The following is a 14752-nucleotide window of genomic DNA, read 5'->3' on the forward strand; positions in this document are numbered from 1 at the left end:
GGTGGCCTCGGCTAACGCTCCGGGCATGAGCTACACCCTGGTCCTGGGGGGCGCGCGTTCCGGCAAGTCCCGCCATGCCGAGGCGCTGATCGCCCGCCATACCGCCCCATGGGCCTACATCGCCACGGCCGAAGCCTGGGACGAGGAGATGCGCGCCCGCATCTCGGAGCACCGCGCGCGCCGGGGGGCAGAATGGGTCACGATCGACGGGCCGCTGGACCTGCCCGCGGCGTTGGAGGAAGCGGGGCCGCGCCCGGCGCTGGTCGATTGCCTGACGTTGTGGCTGACCAATCTGATGCTGGGTGACCGCGACATCGCCGCCGCAACCGTCGGGCTGCACGATGCGCTTGCCGCCCGCGCAGGTCCCACGGTTCTGGTGGCCAATGAGGTCGGGCTCGGCATCGTGCCGGAGAACGCGCTGGCCCGCCGCTTCCGCGACGCGGCGGGAGTGTTGAACCAGGAAGTGGCGGCGCGCGCCGCCTCCGTTCATTTCGTCGCGGCCGGTTTGCCGCTGGTGCTGAAGGGAAAGCCATGACGGACGAGGACGACGCCGCGCGCCACCGAGAGAAGATGGCGAAGCGCAAGGCCGTGCAGGATGCCGAGGTTGCCGGAAAAACCATCGAGAAGGGCCTGCTGATGGTCCACACCGGTTCCGGCAAGGGCAAGTCCACCGCCGCCTTCGGCTTGGCGCTACGCATGCTGGGGCGAGGCCGCAAGGTTGGCGTGGTGCAGTTCATCAAGGGCGCCTGGAGCACGGGCGAGCGCGGATTGCTGGAGGCCTATGCCATGCTGGAATGGCACAGCATGGGCGAGGGCTTCACCTGGGAAACGCAGGACAAGGCGCGCGACATTGCCGCCGCGCGTCGCGCCTGGGAGCAGGCGATGCGCATGATGGCCGACCCTGCGCTCGGCCTGCTGGTGCTGGACGAGCTCTGCATCGCGCTGCGCTACGACTACATTCCACTGGAGGAAGTGCTGTCGGGGCTGGCGGCGCGTCCCGCGGCTCTGCATGTGGTGGTCACCGGCCGCAACGCGCCGCAGGCGCTGCTCGACGTCGCTGATACGGTCACCGAGATGAAGGCGGTGAAGCACCATTTCGCTGCCGGAGTGAAGGCGCAGCAAGGCATCGAGTTCTGATGAACGCCTATCTGGCGCTCGGCGTCGCCATCATCGCCGAGGTCATCGCCACCTCGGCGCTGAAGGCGAGCGACGGCTTCACGCGCCTGGCCCCCACGGCGATCACCGTGGTGGGCTACGGCATCGCCTTCTTCTTCCTGTCCATCACGCTGAAAACCATCCCCACCGGCATCGCCTATGCCATCTGGTCCGGGGTCGGCATCGTGCTGATCTCGGCAGTGGGGTGGTTTTGGTTCCGGCAGGCGCTGGACGGGCCGGCGATGATCGGCCTCGGCCTCATCATCGCGGGTGTTGTGGTGGTCAACGTCTTCTCGAAATCGGTGAGCCACTGAAGTGCCCGGGGCTGCGATCATGTTTCAGGGCACGGGCTCCTCGGTCGGCAAGTCCCTGCTGGTGGCGGGCTTGGCACGGGCACTGGTGCTGCGCGGCCACGCGGTTCGGCCTTTCAAGCCGCAGAACATGTCGAACAACGCAGCGGTGACGGAAGAGGGCGGCGAGATCGGCCGCGCCCAGGCATTGCAGGCCCGCGCCTGCGGCGTCCTGCCCGGGATCCACATGAACCCCGTGCTGCTCAAGCCGCAGAGCGAGACCGGGGCGCAGGTGGTGGTGCAGGGGCGCATCCATGCCACGGCGCGCGCGCGCGAGTACCAGATGATGAAGCCGTCGCTCATGCCCTTCGTGCTTCACAGCTTCGCTCGGTTGCGCGAAGAAGCCGAGATCGTGCTGGTGGAAGGCGCGGGCAGCGCCTCGGAAATCAACCTGCGCGCCGGCGACATCGCCAATATGGGCTTCGCTCGGGCGACGGACACGCCGGTGGTGGTGATCGGCGATATCGACCGTGGCGGCGTCATCGCCTCGCTGGTGGGGACGAAGGCCGTGCTGGACCCCGCCGACGCTGCGCTGGTGCGCGGCTTCATCGTCAACCGGATGCGCGGGGACCCGACGCTCTTCGCCGCCGGCATGGCGCAGATTGCCTCCCGCACCGGCTGGGCATCGCTCGGGCTGGTACCCTTCTTCGACGACGCTCGCCGCCTGCCGGCTGAGGACGCGCAGGATCTCGCCAACGCGCCGCGTCGCGCAGGGACGCGTTGCCGCATCGCGGTGCCGGTGCTGCCGCGCATCAGCAATTTCGATGATCTCGACCCTTTGGCGGCCGAGCCCGAGGTGGAACTGATCCTGCTGCGCCCCGGCGTCCCGCTGCCGGGCGATGTGGACCTTGTTCTGCTGCCGGGATCGAAGGCCACCATCGCCGATCTCGCCGCGCTGCGTGCCGAAGGCTGGGACACCGACATCCTGGCGCATCGCCGCCGTGGTGGACGGATCCTGGGCCTGTGCGGCGGCTATCAGATGCTTGGCCGCTTCGTCGCCGACCCGGACGGCATCGAGGGTCCGCCGGATCGCGTGGCTGGCCTCGGCCTGCTGGAGATCGACACCGTGCTGGGAGGGGAAAAGCGCTTAGCCCGCGTCCAGGGCGCCACGCTGGCCGACGGTGTGCCCTTCCATGGCTACGAGATGCATGTCGGGCAGACGAGCGGCGCCGATTGCGCCCGCCCGCTGCTGCGCCTTGACGATGGCCGGGTGGACGGTGCCGTTTCCGCCGACGGCCTCGTGGCAGGCAGCTACCTGCACGGCTTCTTCGCCGACGACCGGCAGCGTGCGGCCTGGCTGCATCGCCTGGGTGCGGCCAGCGATGGCCATGCGCATGAGGCGGCGGTGGAGGCCGCGCTGGACGGGCTGGCCCAGCATCTGGAACAGCATCTGGATGTGGAGGCCATTCTGCGGATCGCGCGGGCAGGGGGTGCCACCCCCTGACCTTTGCCGGAAGGTCGGGCCATCTGACCCCGATATTTCCGTCCTGGCTGCGCCGGAGGTCATGCGACGGCCGCGGCCGCGTCCCTTGCGGATCGTGAATCTGCCTCCGGCATCCGTCCACATTGAAGGCGAGATTTCGAAGGGTATGGTGCCGCCCGGACCTCCTTCAGAACAGAAATGCTGCGCCGGCAACAACCGCCGCGACCTGCAACCCGCAGGCACGCCGGTAAAGCCTCAATGCCCGGCGCAGATCGGCAGCGCCGGCCTCGGCACGGCCATCCCCCATCCAGCGATCCTCGACGCGGGTCTCGCCATAGATGCGCGGCCCGGCAAGCCGCAGCCCCAGCGCGCCGGCCATGGCCGCCTCGGGCCAGCCGGCATTGGGCGACCGGTGATGCCGGGCGTCGCGTTGCACCGCCCGCAAGGCGCTGCGCGAACTGACGCCTGGGGTTACCGCCGCCGCCAGAACGATCCACAGCGCCGAAAGTCGGGAGGCAGGCAGGTTCACCCAGTCGTCCAGCCGGGCGGCAGCCCAGCCATAGGCCTCGTGGCGCGGCGTGCGATGGCCGATCATGCTGTCGGCCGTGTTGACGGCCTTGTAGGCGAGGATGCCCGGCAGACCGGCCATGCCGCACCAGAAGGCGGGGGCGGTGACACCGTCGGAGAAGTTCTCGGCCAGGCTCTCAATGGCGGCGCGGCAGACGCCCGCCTCGTCCAGCGCGGCAGGGTTCCGGCCCACGATCATGGAGACGGCCGCGCGGCCGCTTTCCAGCCCGCCGCGCTCCAACCCCTTGGCGACGGCGAGCACATGGTCGTGCAGGCTGCGCTGGGCGGGCAGGGTCGCGGCCAGCAGTGCCAGCAGGGCGAGACCGGCGGCCGACCCGGCCAGCGTGCATTGCAATGCGGCGGCAGGCAGGCTGGTGGCCGTCAGGAGAACCAGCAGCGCAGCCACGCCGCGCCACCGGCGCCGGGCAAAGGAAAGGGCAGGGTCGTTCCATCGCCGGTCCAGCGCGCCGATCAGCGTGCCCATCCACACCACGGGGTGGCGGATGGCGCGGAACAGGGCAGGGGGATAGCCGGCGGCGGCCTCGATCAGCAGCGCACCGGACAGGATCAGCAAGAACGTGGACAGCGGAGGCATCGCCTGCGAAGGAAGCCGGATGGTGGGCGGTAGCATGGGCGTGGCGGAACTGGAACATGGTGGACGGCTGCAACAGGCGCGGGCACGGTTTCCCGGCGCGCCGGAGCCGTTCATCGATCTTTCCACCGGCATCAACCCCGTGCCCTGGCCGGTGCCCGCGCTGCCGCCGGCCGCCTGGGCCCGGCTGCCGGAACCGGGAGAGGAGCAGGCGCTGCGCCAGGCGGCCGCGAAGGCCTATGGCGTTGCGGATGCCGCCATGATCGCAGCCGCCCCGGGAACGCAACTGCTGATCCAGCTTCTGCCACGCCTTTTTCCCCAGCGGGAAATCTCCATCCTGGGGCCGACCTATGCCGAGCATGCGGCTTGCTGGCGCGCGGCGGGAAGCCTTGTGCGGGAGGTGGAGAACGCTTCGGCACTGGATGACGCCGCGGCGGTGGTAGTGTGCAACCCGAACAACCCGGATGGCCGGTGGCATTCTCCGGCGATGCTGCAGGCCCTCGCGGACCGCTGCGCGGCGCGGGGCGGGCTGCTGGTGGTGGACGAAGCTTTCGCGGATCTGGAAGAAGAGCAAACCGGATGCTCCGGCTTGCTGCCGCATCCAGGGCTGCTGCTGCTGCGCTCCTTCGGCAAGAGTTACGGGCTGGCCGGTCTCAGGCTGGGCTTCGCGCTGGCGGCGCCGGAACGGGTTGCGGCGATCCGCGCGGCGCTCGGACCTTGGGCCGTGTCCGGTCCGGCGATTGCCATTGGTGTTGCAGCTTTGGACGATGCAGCGTGGCGGCGAGCGGCCTCCGTGCGTCTGGCGCAAGATGCGGTGCAGCTGGATGCGCTGCTATCCGCCGCCGGGCTGCGCGTGCTGGGCGGCACGCGGCTGTTTCGTCTGGTTCAGGGCAATGGTCCCGCTTGGTTCGACCGCCTGGGGCAGGCGGGCATCCTGGTGCGGTGCTTTTCCCATCGGCCGTCATGGCTGCGTTTCGGTATGCCAGGCAATGCTGCCGCCTGGGCGCGTCTGGAGGCGGCGCTCGGCTGAGGAAGAAATCGCCACCATATATTGCGAGTTAGTCGCAATTGCGTTTACGCTCTCGCATGGCTTTGGACAGGGAGATCCCGCCATGTTCCACCACCGATCCGGCGGCACGCTGCATCTTGTCGCACTGATGGCCGCGCATCGCACGGCGCGCGACAGCCGCACCGACCTGCAACAGGGAGAGATCGCTCGCGTGATCGATCGGCTGGACCTGGAGGATGCGGAGCGCACGCCCTTACCCGGGCGCCTGCGCCGGCAGGAGGCTAGGGCGCAGCAAAGGCGGTGAAGCTGCTAGCAGGCGGGTCATGCCTGCCTGTGCACCGCTGGACCGAACCTGCGGGCCAGGCAGCGGCCTTATCGGCCCAGGAACCGCTCGAAAGCCTTCAGCGTCTCGTCGCTGACATGGTGCTCGATGCCTTCGGCATCGATCTCCGCCACATCCTCCGGCACGCCCAGTGCCCGTAGCAGGTCCACCACGACGCGGTGCCGCGCCCGGACCTCGGCCGCCAGCCTGCGTCCCGCATCAGTCAGGAACACGCCGCGATAGGGCTTGGAATGTGCCAGCCCTTCGCGCTTCAGCCGTGACACCGCCTTGATGGCCGTGGCATGTGAAACGCCCAGGCGGCGTGCGATATCGGTCGGCCGCGCCTCGCCCTCGGCCGAGAGAAGGTCGTCGATCAGCTCCACATAGTCATGCAGGAGGGCGCTGGCCCGGGCCGAGCGCGCGGAAGCGTGCCGGGCGGCTTCCTGTGCCGCGTCTCCGCCGGCCTCGGCGGGCAGGAATTCGGCGATGGCCGAGCCATCTTCCTCATCCTCGGCGCGGTCCTCTGGGCGCATGGCGTGACCTTCAATGATGTGCGGCGTTTAGCATCGGGGGCATGGCGGCGCAAAATGTAGCCTTGGCTTCATCATACAGATTGTGCTTGAAGGTAAGGCGAAAGTTTCCAATCATTCACGGTGCCACATCGAGCAGGAAGCATGTTCATGTCTGATCGCGACCCCGCCTCCGCCGGACCGCTCCTGGCCCGGCGCGCCCTGCTGTCCGTTGCCCTGGCTGCTCCGCTGGCCTTGCCGCTGCGGGCGGTGGCGCAGGGAGGCGGCGGCGCGCCGCTCAAGGTGCTGGCCACCACCGCGATGATCGGCGACCTGGCGCGGCGCATCGGCGGGGACCGCATCGCGCTCACCGTGCTGATGGGCGAGGGCGTGGACCCGCATCTCTACAAGCCGACACGGCAGGACGTGGCGCGGCTGCTGCAGTCCGACCTCGTGCTCTACAATGGCCTGCTGCTGGAAGGGCAGATGACGGAGGCCTTCGAGCGTGTCGGGCGTAGCGGCAAGCCGGTGCACGCCGTGGCCGAGGCGGTGCCGCGCGACATGCTGCTGGTGCCGGACGGGGCAGCAGGGCAACCCGACCCGCATCTCTGGATGGACCCGCGGGCCTGGACCGAGGTCGCCGCCGTGATCGCGCGGCAATTGTCCGCGGCCGATCCCGCCGGGCAAGCGGTGTTTGCCGCCAACCTGATCCGGCTGCAGACGGATCTGACGGCGCTGGATGCGTGGGCCGCGCGCACCATTGCAGGCATCCCCGCCGAACGCCGCGTGCTGGTCACCGCGCATGACGCCTTCGGCTATTTCGCCCGCCGCTATGGCATCGAGGTCATGGGCATCCAGGGTCTGTCCACCGAATCCGAGGCCGGCATCCGGCAGATCGAGCATCTGGTGGGCGTGCTGGCCAGCCGGCGAATTCCCGCCGTGTTCGTGGAAAGCTCCGTTTCCGACCGCAACATCCGCGCCCTGGTCGAAGGTGCGCGCGCCCGCGGGCATGAGGTGGCGATCGGCGGAGAATTGTTCTCCGACGCCATGGGTGCACCCGGCAGCTATGAGGGCACCTATCCCGGCATGATCGACCACAACGTCACCACCATCGCCCGCGCCCTGGGCGAGGACGTGCCGCCAGGCGGCTTCGCCGGAAAGCTGGCCGCGCGATGAACCCCGCCGGGAGTGCCGCTTCACTGGAGGTGAAGGAGCTTTCCGTCGCTTATCGCGAGGCGCCGGTGTTGACGCGGGTGAACTGGACGGCGCCGGCTGCCGGCCTCACCGCCATCGTGGGGCCGAACGGGGCGGGCAAGTCCACGCTGCTGAAGGCGGCGCTGGGGCTGGTGCCGCGCCTCGCCGGCGAAGTGCAATTCTTCGGTCAGGATCTGAAGGCAGCGCGGCGGCGCATCGGCTATCTGCCGCAGCGTGCCAGCGTGGACTGGGATTTTCCGGCCAGCGCGCTGCAGGTGGCAGCGATGGGCCGCTACCCGCGCGCCGGCTGGTTCCGCCCCCTGCCGCGTGCAGAGCGGGAGCATGCCCGCGCCTTCCTCGCCGAGGTCGGCATGGCCGACTTCGCAGATCGCCAGATCGGACAGCTTTCCGGTGGGCAGCAGCAGCGCGTCTTCCTGGCCCGCGCCCTGGCGCTGGAGGCCGATCTCTACCTGATGGACGAGCCATTCGCCGGCGTCGATGCGGCGACCGAGGCCACCATCATGGACGTGCTGCGCCGCCTGGCACGGGAAGGGCGCGCGGTGATCGCCGTGCATCACGACCTGGCCACGGCGCCGGAATATTTCAGTCATGTCTGCCTGCTGAACGCACGGCTGATCGCCGCCGGGCCGATGCGGGACACCTTCACGCCGGACAACCTCGCCCTCACCTATGGCGGCCGCCTGCCGCTGCTGGAGCGGGATGCGCTGCGGCGGGAAACGGTTGCGGCATGATGGATGCCCTGGTGGCGGCGCTGACCCTGTCCGGCGGGCATAATGCACGCATGGTCGCACTGGGCTGCGCCGCCTTTGGCCTGGCGGCCGGCGCGCTGGGCTGCTTCGTGCTGCTGCGCGGCCGGGCGCTGATCGCCGATGCTGCGGCCCATGCCACGCTTCCGGGACTGTGCCTTGCCTTCATCCTGGCAGCGGGGCTGGGCTGGAACCCACGTTCCCTGCCGCTGCTTCTGGCCGGCGCCGCCGCCAGCGCAACGCTGGGCGTGCTGATCGCTGGAGGACTTACGCGCGGTGGAAGGCTCCGCGACGATGCCGCCATGGCGCTGGTGATCTCGCTGGGCTTTGGCATCGGCGTCGCGCTGCTGTCCGTGGTGCAGTCGCTGCCGGTGGGCGGTCAGGCGGGGCTTGGCGGCTTCATTCTCGGCCAGGCGGCGGGGATGAGCCAGTCGGACGCTCTGCTGATCGCGGGACTGGCCCTGCTGTCCTTGCTGGTGCTTGCGGCGCTGTTCCGGCCGCTGGCCCTGATCTGCTTCGACCGTGGCTTTGCATCCTCCATCGGCCTGCCGGTTCGGGCACTGGACCTTGCCTTGCTGGCGTTGATGCTGGCGGTGACAGTGGCTGGGCTGCGCGCCATCGGGCTGATCCTGGTGGTGGCGCTGATGGTGGTGCCGGCCGCCACTGCCAAGCTGCTGACCGAGCGGCTGCCGGTAATGGTTCCGCTGGCGGCGCTGCTCGGCGCCTTCGCCTCCTGGTTCGGGGCAGGGTTGTCTGCCACGGTGCCTGGCCTGCCCACCGGCGCCACCATCGCGCTGACGGCCTGCGCGCTGTTCGCCCTGGCGCTGGTGTTTGCTCCCGCGCGGGGCGTGGTCGCCTTTACCTTGCGGCAGCGGCGGTTGCGGCGCGAATTGCTGGAGGCGGCCCGGTGAGCGAAGGCACCATGACCCTGTTTCTGCAGCTGGATTTCGCGGCGCTGCTCGCGGCGGTGATGGCCTGCCTGGCCTGCGGGCTGCTCGGCAACCTGCTGTTGCTGACCCGGCAGAGCCTGCTGGGCGACGCAGTCAGCCATTCCGTGCTGCCGGGGCTGGTGCTGGGCTTCGCCGTCACCGGCACGCGCGCAACCCTGCCCATGGTGCTGGGCGCCATGCTGGCCGCGATCACCGCCGCGCTGCTGATTGCCCTGGTACGACGGCTGGCGCGGCTGGAAGCGGGGGCGGCCATGGGCGTGGTATTTTCCGGCTGCTTCGCGCTCGGGCTGGTGATGATGGAGGTGACGGGTGCGCGGGCTGTGGACCTCGACGTGGATTGCGTGCTTTTCGGCCAGTTGGAGGCATTGATCTGGCCAGCGGCAACCGGGCCGGCCTCGCTGCTGGACCCGGCCGCACTATCGGACCTGCCACAGGAGACGCGGCTGCTGGCCGGGGTGCTGGCCTTTGTGCTCGGCGGTCTGGCGCTGTTGTGGAAGGAGTTGCGTCTTGCCGCCTTCGATCCGGACTTCGCCGCCAGCATCGGCTTTGCGCCGCGCGGCCTGTCGCTGGTGGTTCTGGTGCTGGTGTCGACCGCCTGCGTCGCTGCATTCTGGGCAGTCGGTTCGATCCTGGTCATCGCCGCGCTGATCGCTCCGCCTGCCATCGCCCGGCTGCTGACCGATGATTACCGTCGGCAGTTCCTGCTGTCCGGCGTCGCCGCGCTGGCGATGGGTGCGGGAGGCTATGCCGCGGCCATTGCCGTCCCGCTGATGCTGGGCTTGTCGCATGGGCTGAATGCGGCGGGGATGATGGCCGTTGTAGCCGCGCTGATGCTGGCGCTTGCCTGGACCTTCGGCCTTTATGGCCACCGACGCTCTCGCCTTTCCATTGCCTGAAATTCCATCCATGCGGCCTTGCGGCACCACCGGCGGAGTTCTGACGCGGTAAGGGGTCCCGCATGTGGGAGGATTGGCGATGAAGGGATGGGCGGTGCTGCTGGCCGGGCTGGCCGTGTTGCCGGCGGCGCCGGGCCGGGCGCAGGAAGCGGTGGCGCAGGATGCCTGCGAGAACGGCCACAGCCTGGCCTCCGGCCTTTGCGTGAGCGCCGGGCTGACCGTGGATGGCTTTGGCAGTTTGCGCGGCGGCGTGAACCGGGATGTGTCGGCGGCCAGCCAGTTGAAGCTGGGCCTGCTGGCCGATCTGGGCCGCGTGGCCGGACTGCAGGGCTGGAGCATCGGGACCAGTGCTTACGGCATCTGGGGCAAGCAGCCAGGACAGGCACTGACCGGTTCCCTGGCGCAGCCCAGCAGCATTGAGGCGCTCTCGGCAGTGCGGCTGAACGAAGTGTGGATGCAGCGCGAGGTTTCCGGATGGGGCTCCCTTCGCATCGGGCAGCTCGCAGCCGATAGCGAGTTCGCGGTCGCCGACATCGCCGCCAACTTTGTGAGTGACGCCTTTGGCTGGCCCTTGTCGCTGGAGGAGAACCTGCCTTCCGGCGGCGCCGCCTATCCCCTCGCCGCACCCGGCGTCCGGCTGGCCATCGGGGAGCCCGGTGAAGGAACAGGACTGCGGTTCGGCCTGTTCTCTGGTGACCCCGGCGGCCGGTATGGGGAGGAAACGGATCCGGAGCGCCACAACCGCTATGGCACGAACTTCAGCACGGCGGGCGGTGCCTTCATGATCGCGGAGGCCGTGACCGGTGCTTCGGCCCGGGAGGAAGGGCCCCGCCCGTGGGTCGGCAAGCTGGGCTTCTGGTATCACAATGGCGGCTTTGACTCGCAGCGCCGGGACGGGGATGGGCTTTCCTTGGCCAGTCCCGCCACCAGCGGCGAGCCGCGCCGCTACGGGCATAATGAGGGGCTTTACGGCATCGGCGAGGTCACCCTCTGGCGCGGTGAAGGGCAGAGCCTGGGCGCTTTCGGCCGCATCTTCTGGCAGCCTGCTGACCGTAATGCCGTGTCGCTGCAAGTCGATGCCGGCGTGGCCTGGGTTGGTCCCTTCGGCCGCAAGGAGGAGACGGTGTCCCTTGGTGCTTCGCACGCCCGCATCGGCCGCGATGCCCGCCTGCTGGACAAGGACCGCCAAGCCTTCACCGACCCGTTCCGCCCGGCTCGCACGCATGAAACGGTGATCGAGGTGAATTACGACCTGCCTGTGGGGCCGGTGCATCTGCGCCCGGTGGCACAGTGGTACATCCACCCCGCCGCCGGCGAGGCCAGCGAGGAGACTGGTCGGAAGTTGCGGGACGCGCTGCTGCTGGGGGCGCGCCTCCAGGTGGATTTTTGAGGTTCGGGGCTGATTGAACCACCTCAGGGAAGAAAGACCCTGAGGTGCTCGAGCCACAGCGGAGCCTGACTCCAACGCCTTTCCCGCCCTGAGCGGCCAGGGAACTCATGACCTTCAGCGATGGCAGGTCCGCGACGAGGCACTCCGGACTTCAGGCCGCGCGGTTCGCCGCCTTGGTCCGGCGCTGCTGGCGCAGCACGTCCTCAATCCAACTATCAAGCCGATCGGTTTCTTCCTCGGCCTCGGTGAAGTCCGGGTAGGCGGCGGCAAAGCGCAGTGCCATCCAGCGCCAGGCCACCAGCCGCTTGTGGATCTTCTCGGCGCGCTGCAGTTCCTCGCCACTGGCGCGGTCAGGCGGAGGCAGACGCCCGGCAAGGGGCGGGCGGACGGGACGGCCAGCGCCATGCTCCACCGCCCATTGCGCCAGGCGGGTGATGCCGTTGTCCCGCTCATCCACCGGACAGAGGGCATAGGTCCAGCGGTCCAGCAGCGACAGGCCGCTGACGCCGTCGATGGCCGAGGCGATGGCCATGCATTGCGTCAGATCGGCCAGGCGATAATTCGGGTCATCCTTTCGCAGCACGGCGCGCTGGATGCGGGCCAGCACGCCGAACAGGCTGTCCGTGCCGATCTCGGCGGCCACTGCGGCGACGATCTCGGAATCGGGCTGCACTTGCGGGCGGAGCTCATCCGGCGCGCGGGCGGGCATGGTCAGCATGGTCTCGATGAAGGAGGGGTCGCCCTTGCCGGCGAGCACGGCAACAACGCCACCCTCGTGGTGGCCAAAGCGCCCGGCACGGCCGCCGATCTGCTTGACCTCCTGGCTGTTCAGCTCGCGCCGCTCCTCGCCGTCGAACTTCTGCAGGGCGGAGAAGATGACGCGGCGGATGGGCAGGTTGAGCCCCATGCCGATGGCATCGGTCGCCACGATCAGGTCGGCCTCGCCATTGCGGAAGCGGGCAGCCTCGGCACGGCGCACCTCGGGCGACAAGGCGCCGTACACCACGGCCACCTTGCGGCCGCGCTTCACCAGCTCCTCGCGCAGGTCCATCACGTCGCGGCGGGAAAAGGCGACAATGGCGTCGCCGGCGCGCAGCTCGCCGAACCGTACCGGCCCCTTGGCGGCATGCAGCGGGCTCTTGCGCTCCAGCGAGATTTCCTCGACCTCGTCGCCGCAAAGCTCCGCGATGCGTTTGACCATCGGGATGCATTCGGGGGCGCCGAGAACGAACACCTCGCGCGCCGGCACGCCCATGATGGCGGCGGTCCATGCGGCGCCACGGTCGCGGTCATGCAGCAGCTGCGCCTCGTCGATCAGCGCCACGTCGACGGGGTTGTGGAAGGGGCACATCTCCACGGTGGCCGCCAGGTGGTGCGACCCGTGAACAGGAATGCGCTCCTCGCCTGTGGCCAGCGACGCCTCGACGCCGCGGGATGCCAGGGCCTCCCGGAACTCATGCGCCAGGAGACGCAGCGGCGCCAGGGCCATGCCGCTTTTGGAGGAAGCCAGCCGGTCCAGCGCCATGTGGCTTTTGCCGCTGTTGGTAGGGCCTGTGACGATCGTGATGCGCCGGATCATCGCCCGCGCAGTCGCAAAATGCGCGGCATAGCGGTCCAGCGCCGCGGCCCGCGCTACGGCCTGGTTGGATTCCTTGCTGCCACGTCCGGCAAGGGCAGCGGCGCGGGTCAGGTTGACGGGGCGGTCGCGGCGCTCACGGTCGGGGCGTTCCCGCTCCTCGGAGCGCGCCGCCGGGCGCTCGCGCGGGTGACGTTCGGGGCCTCGGTCCGCACCCCGTTCGGCCATCTGCTCGGCGGCACGCCAGCCCTGCACCTCGGGGCGCAGTGCGGCCACTTCGACCGGGTCGAACTGCCACAGCTCCCGCCCGCCCTTGGGCCCGCGAATCTTGCGGGCAACGGGGATCAATCCAGCGGAAACCCAGCGCAGCGCTTCCCGGTTCGAGCAATAGAGCAGCGCCGGGATGCCCTCGATCCCGACCAGGCTCTTTTCCCAGGCGCGGAGGCGCGTCACCTCCTCCCGACGCTTGTCGCGCGCAGCTTTCTCGGCGCTGCGCAGATCCTGCCGCCGCCGTTCCGCGGCGCGCTCGGCCCGCAGCACGAACTCCGCCGCCGCCGCCGTGCTCAGACCGTGCGCCTCGGCCACCGCCTGGGCCAGCGCGGCCTGGCGCTCACCGGAAAGGGGGCGGCCTTCCTCCGTCTGCTCTCCGGACACGATTTCCAGCGTGGCGTCGGCCGTGTCGGCGGTGTTGCGCAGCCGCTCGGCCACCGCCTCGTCCAACGCCAGGCGCAGGGCGCGCGGCGTGGCCTCCGGGTCGTCGAGTCGCTTGGCCGCCGCCTCGGCGTCGGATTTGCGCACCCAGGATTGGCCCGCCCGGTTGGCCATCTCCATCGCCGCGCGAGACCAGAACTTGCGGCGAATCGCCACCAGTTCGGCCCGGATCACCTCCGCATCGGCCGGTAGCTTGCGCGCCACGCGGCGGACCAGTTGCGGCATCTCCCGTTGCTCGACCCGCAGGCCGGAAGCCAGGATCGCCGCCTCGGCCGGATTGGAAGGCGCGTCGAATTCTTCGCTCATGTGCCAGCAATTAGCGGAAAGGCAGGGGGTTGCGCCAATGAAGAGCGCGGGCAGAAAGAAGCTGGAATGGTTGAGCCATCCCCGTTTGCGGCATCAACCGCCTTGAGCACGTTGCACATGGAGGTCCATGACCTCCGGCGACGAGTTGAAATCCTCCAACCGCATCGTCCATGCGGCCAGGAGCCAAACTGAAGCCGGATCCCGGCTTGGCATGGCCATATTGCGGCCGACGTGCCGTCAGACGTGCTGCCCGCCATTGATGTGGATCTCCGCCCCGTTGATGTAGGAGGAGGCTTCCGAGCAAAGGAAGTGGATGGTTTCCGCCACTTCGCGCGCCTCGCCGAGCCGGGCCAGGGGCACGATGTCTCGCACCAGTTCGTCCGTGCCGGGGGACAGGATGGCGGTGCGGATCTCGCCCGGCGCGATGGCGTTGGCGCGTACGCCGCGCGGGCCGAATTCATGAGCGAATTCACGGGTCAGCGACGCAAGCCCTGCCTTGGATGCCGCATAGGCCACGCCGGCGAAAGGGTGCACGCGCGAGCCGGCGATGGAGGTGACGTTGACGATGGCGCCTTTCGCCGCTTCCAATTCCGGCAGCAGCGCGCGGGCCAGCAGAGCCGTGGATATCAGGTTGACGTTCAGCACATGGGTCCAGGCGGCCGCGTCGGTGGCGGCGATGCCGAGGCGGCTGCCATCAGGTCCCTTGGGCGAGATGCCGGCATTGTTCACCAAGGCGTGCAGCGGCGCCGCCCCGATGCGTGAGCGGACCTCGGCCACCAGCGTATCGATGCCGCCGAGATCCGCCAGATCGGCCTGGATATGGCCCCAGCGGGCCCCGGGCCAGCGGCACTCCTCCGAGAAGGGTTGCCGCGACACGGTGAGCACGCGCCAGCCGCGTTCCTGGAACAGCTTCACCGTGGCGTGGCCGATGCCGCGGCTGGCGCCTGTCAGCAACAAGGTGCGGGGCGTGTCGGACATGGCGGCGGCCTTTCCTGCGGAAGCGCCCATCATAGGGGCATTGCTGCCGCCCGGCGA

At 69.4% G+C, this 14752-nt stretch carries 15 protein-coding genes; 11 read left to right on the plus strand and 4 right to left on the minus strand.

The features are described from left to right. Positions 1 to 25: 25 nt before the first annotated feature. The 4 genes from cobU to ACFOD4_RS00780 are packed head-to-tail and all read left to right on the plus strand — an operon-like array spanning position 26 to position 2949. A complete protein-coding gene (gene cobU / locus ACFOD4_RS00765) occupies positions 26 to 535 on the plus strand; it encodes a bifunctional adenosylcobinamide kinase/adenosylcobinamide-phosphate guanylyltransferase (RefSeq protein WP_379592586.1) in 510 nt (169 codons plus the stop codon). Beyond that, entirely contained in the window at positions 532 to 1137 is a 606-nt protein-coding gene (gene cobO, locus ACFOD4_RS00770) for a cob(I)yrinic acid a,c-diamide adenosyltransferase (protein WP_379592588.1), read from the plus strand. The genes cobU and cobO overlap by 4 nt, the downstream gene beginning before the upstream one ends. After that, positions 1137 to 1469: an SMR family transporter gene (locus ACFOD4_RS00775; RefSeq protein ID WP_379592590.1), complete on the plus strand. Its 333-nt coding sequence runs from the start codon at positions 1137 to 1139 to the stop codon at positions 1467 to 1469. Before cobO ends, ACFOD4_RS00775 begins: the two co-directional genes overlap by 1 nt. Before the next feature lie 19 nt (positions 1470 to 1488). Next, positions 1489 to 2949, plus strand: coding sequence for a cobyric acid synthase (locus ACFOD4_RS00780; RefSeq protein WP_379592592.1), 1461 nt, complete (start codon positions 1489 to 1491; stop codon positions 2947 to 2949). A gap of 166 nt (positions 2950 to 3115) precedes the next feature. Here the strand turns inward: ACFOD4_RS00780 and cbiB are convergent, their stop codons facing one another. Next, positions 3116 to 4090, minus strand: a complete 975-nt coding sequence (gene cbiB, locus ACFOD4_RS00785; RefSeq protein WP_379592594.1) for an adenosylcobinamide-phosphate synthase CbiB — start codon at positions 4088 to 4090, stop codon at positions 3116 to 3118. 19 nt (positions 4091 to 4109) lie between these two features. Here cbiB and cobD point away from each other — a divergent pair, with 19 nt between their 5' ends. Next, positions 4110 to 5117, plus strand: a complete 1008-nt coding sequence (gene cobD / locus ACFOD4_RS00790; RefSeq protein ID WP_379592596.1) for a threonine-phosphate decarboxylase CobD — start codon at positions 4110 to 4112, stop codon at positions 5115 to 5117. A gap of 82 nt (positions 5118 to 5199) precedes the next feature. After that, positions 5200 to 5400, plus strand: a complete 201-nt coding sequence (locus ACFOD4_RS00795) for a hypothetical protein (RefSeq protein WP_379592598.1) — start codon at positions 5200 to 5202, stop codon at positions 5398 to 5400. Positions 5401 to 5468: 68 nt separating this feature from the next. On the opposite strand, the gene mntR is transcribed toward ACFOD4_RS00795, so the two are convergent. Further along, complete coding sequence (mntR, locus tag ACFOD4_RS00800; RefSeq protein ID WP_379592600.1) at positions 5469 to 5951, minus strand: manganese-binding transcriptional regulator MntR; 483 nt, start codon at positions 5949 to 5951, stop codon at positions 5469 to 5471. A gap of 147 nt (positions 5952 to 6098) precedes the next feature. On the opposite strand from mntR, the gene ACFOD4_RS00805 reads away from it, so the two are divergent. The 5 genes from ACFOD4_RS00805 (at position 6099) to ACFOD4_RS00825 (ending at position 11124) form a co-directional block, all read left to right on the plus strand. Then, the gene (locus ACFOD4_RS00805) at positions 6099 to 7103 is read left to right on the plus strand and encodes a metal ABC transporter solute-binding protein, Zn/Mn family (protein WP_379592603.1); all 1005 of its coding nucleotides are present in this window, start codon (positions 6099 to 6101) and stop codon (positions 7101 to 7103) included. Further along, the gene (locus ACFOD4_RS00810) at positions 7100 to 7873 is read left to right on the plus strand and encodes a metal ABC transporter ATP-binding protein (RefSeq protein WP_379592605.1); all 774 of its coding nucleotides are present in this window, start codon (positions 7100 to 7102) and stop codon (positions 7871 to 7873) included. The genes ACFOD4_RS00805 and ACFOD4_RS00810 overlap by 4 nt, the downstream gene beginning before the upstream one ends. Continuing rightward, positions 7870 to 8799, plus strand: a complete 930-nt coding sequence (locus ACFOD4_RS00815; RefSeq protein ID WP_379592607.1) for a metal ABC transporter permease — start codon at positions 7870 to 7872, stop codon at positions 8797 to 8799. Before ACFOD4_RS00810 ends, ACFOD4_RS00815 begins: the two co-directional genes overlap by 4 nt. Continuing rightward, positions 8796 to 9734, plus strand: coding sequence for a metal ABC transporter permease (locus tag ACFOD4_RS00820; RefSeq protein WP_379592609.1), 939 nt, complete (start codon positions 8796 to 8798; stop codon positions 9732 to 9734). Before ACFOD4_RS00815 ends, ACFOD4_RS00820 begins: the two co-directional genes overlap by 4 nt. A 79-nt stretch (positions 9735 to 9813) precedes the next feature. Then, positions 9814 to 11124, plus strand: coding sequence for a carbohydrate porin (locus ACFOD4_RS00825; protein ID WP_379592611.1), 1311 nt, complete (start codon positions 9814 to 9816; stop codon positions 11122 to 11124). A gap of 151 nt (positions 11125 to 11275) precedes the next feature. Here the strand turns inward: ACFOD4_RS00825 and ACFOD4_RS00830 are convergent, their stop codons facing one another. Beyond that, a complete protein-coding gene (locus ACFOD4_RS00830; protein WP_379592613.1) occupies positions 11276 to 13717 on the minus strand; it encodes a helicase-related protein in 2442 nt (813 codons plus the stop codon). A gap of 237 nt (positions 13718 to 13954) precedes the next feature. Continuing rightward, positions 13955 to 14695 carry an SDR family NAD(P)-dependent oxidoreductase gene (locus ACFOD4_RS00835; protein WP_379592615.1) on the minus strand — a complete coding sequence of 247 codons (741 nt, stop codon included), beginning with the start codon at positions 14693 to 14695 and terminating at the stop codon, positions 13955 to 13957. Between the last annotated feature and the right edge of the window lie 57 nt (positions 14696 to 14752).

Origin of the sequence: Teichococcus globiformis, from assembly GCF_042646265.1 — a bacterium.
GTDB classification, from domain to species: domain Bacteria; phylum Pseudomonadota; class Alphaproteobacteria; order Acetobacterales; family Acetobacteraceae; genus Pseudoroseomonas; species Pseudoroseomonas globiformis.

Coding starts and splice junctions, on each gene's coding strand:
- mntR (WP_379592600.1), bottom strand. CDS start 5,951: ATGCGCCCAGAGGACCGCGCCGAGGATGAGGAAGATGGCTCGGCCATC.
- cobD (WP_379592596.1), top strand. CDS start 4,110: ATGGTGGGCGGTAGCATGGGCGTGGCGGAACTGGAACATGGTGGACGG.
- ACFOD4_RS00805 (WP_379592603.1), top strand. CDS start 6,099: ATGTCTGATCGCGACCCCGCCTCCGCCGGACCGCTCCTGGCCCGGCGC.
- ACFOD4_RS00775 (WP_379592590.1), top strand. CDS start 1,137: ATGAACGCCTATCTGGCGCTCGGCGTCGCCATCATCGCCGAGGTCATC.
- ACFOD4_RS00835 (WP_379592615.1), bottom strand. CDS start 14,695: ATGTCCGACACGCCCCGCACCTTGTTGCTGACAGGCGCCAGCCGCGGC.
- cobO (WP_379592588.1), top strand. CDS start 532: ATGACGGACGAGGACGACGCCGCGCGCCACCGAGAGAAGATGGCGAAG.
- ACFOD4_RS00795 (WP_379592598.1), top strand. CDS start 5,200: ATGTTCCACCACCGATCCGGCGGCACGCTGCATCTTGTCGCACTGATG.
- ACFOD4_RS00830 (WP_379592613.1), bottom strand. CDS start 13,717: ATGAGCGAAGAATTCGACGCGCCTTCCAATCCGGCCGAGGCGGCGATC.
- ACFOD4_RS00825 (WP_379592611.1), top strand. CDS start 9,814: ATGAAGGGATGGGCGGTGCTGCTGGCCGGGCTGGCCGTGTTGCCGGCG.
- ACFOD4_RS00815 (WP_379592607.1), top strand. CDS start 7,870: ATGATGGATGCCCTGGTGGCGGCGCTGACCCTGTCCGGCGGGCATAAT.
- cobU (WP_379592586.1), top strand. CDS start 26: ATGAGCTACACCCTGGTCCTGGGGGGCGCGCGTTCCGGCAAGTCCCGC.
- ACFOD4_RS00810 (WP_379592605.1), top strand. CDS start 7,100: ATGAACCCCGCCGGGAGTGCCGCTTCACTGGAGGTGAAGGAGCTTTCC.
- ACFOD4_RS00780 (WP_379592592.1), top strand. CDS start 1,489: ATGTTTCAGGGCACGGGCTCCTCGGTCGGCAAGTCCCTGCTGGTGGCG.
- cbiB (WP_379592594.1), bottom strand. CDS start 4,090: ATGCCTCCGCTGTCCACGTTCTTGCTGATCCTGTCCGGTGCGCTGCTG.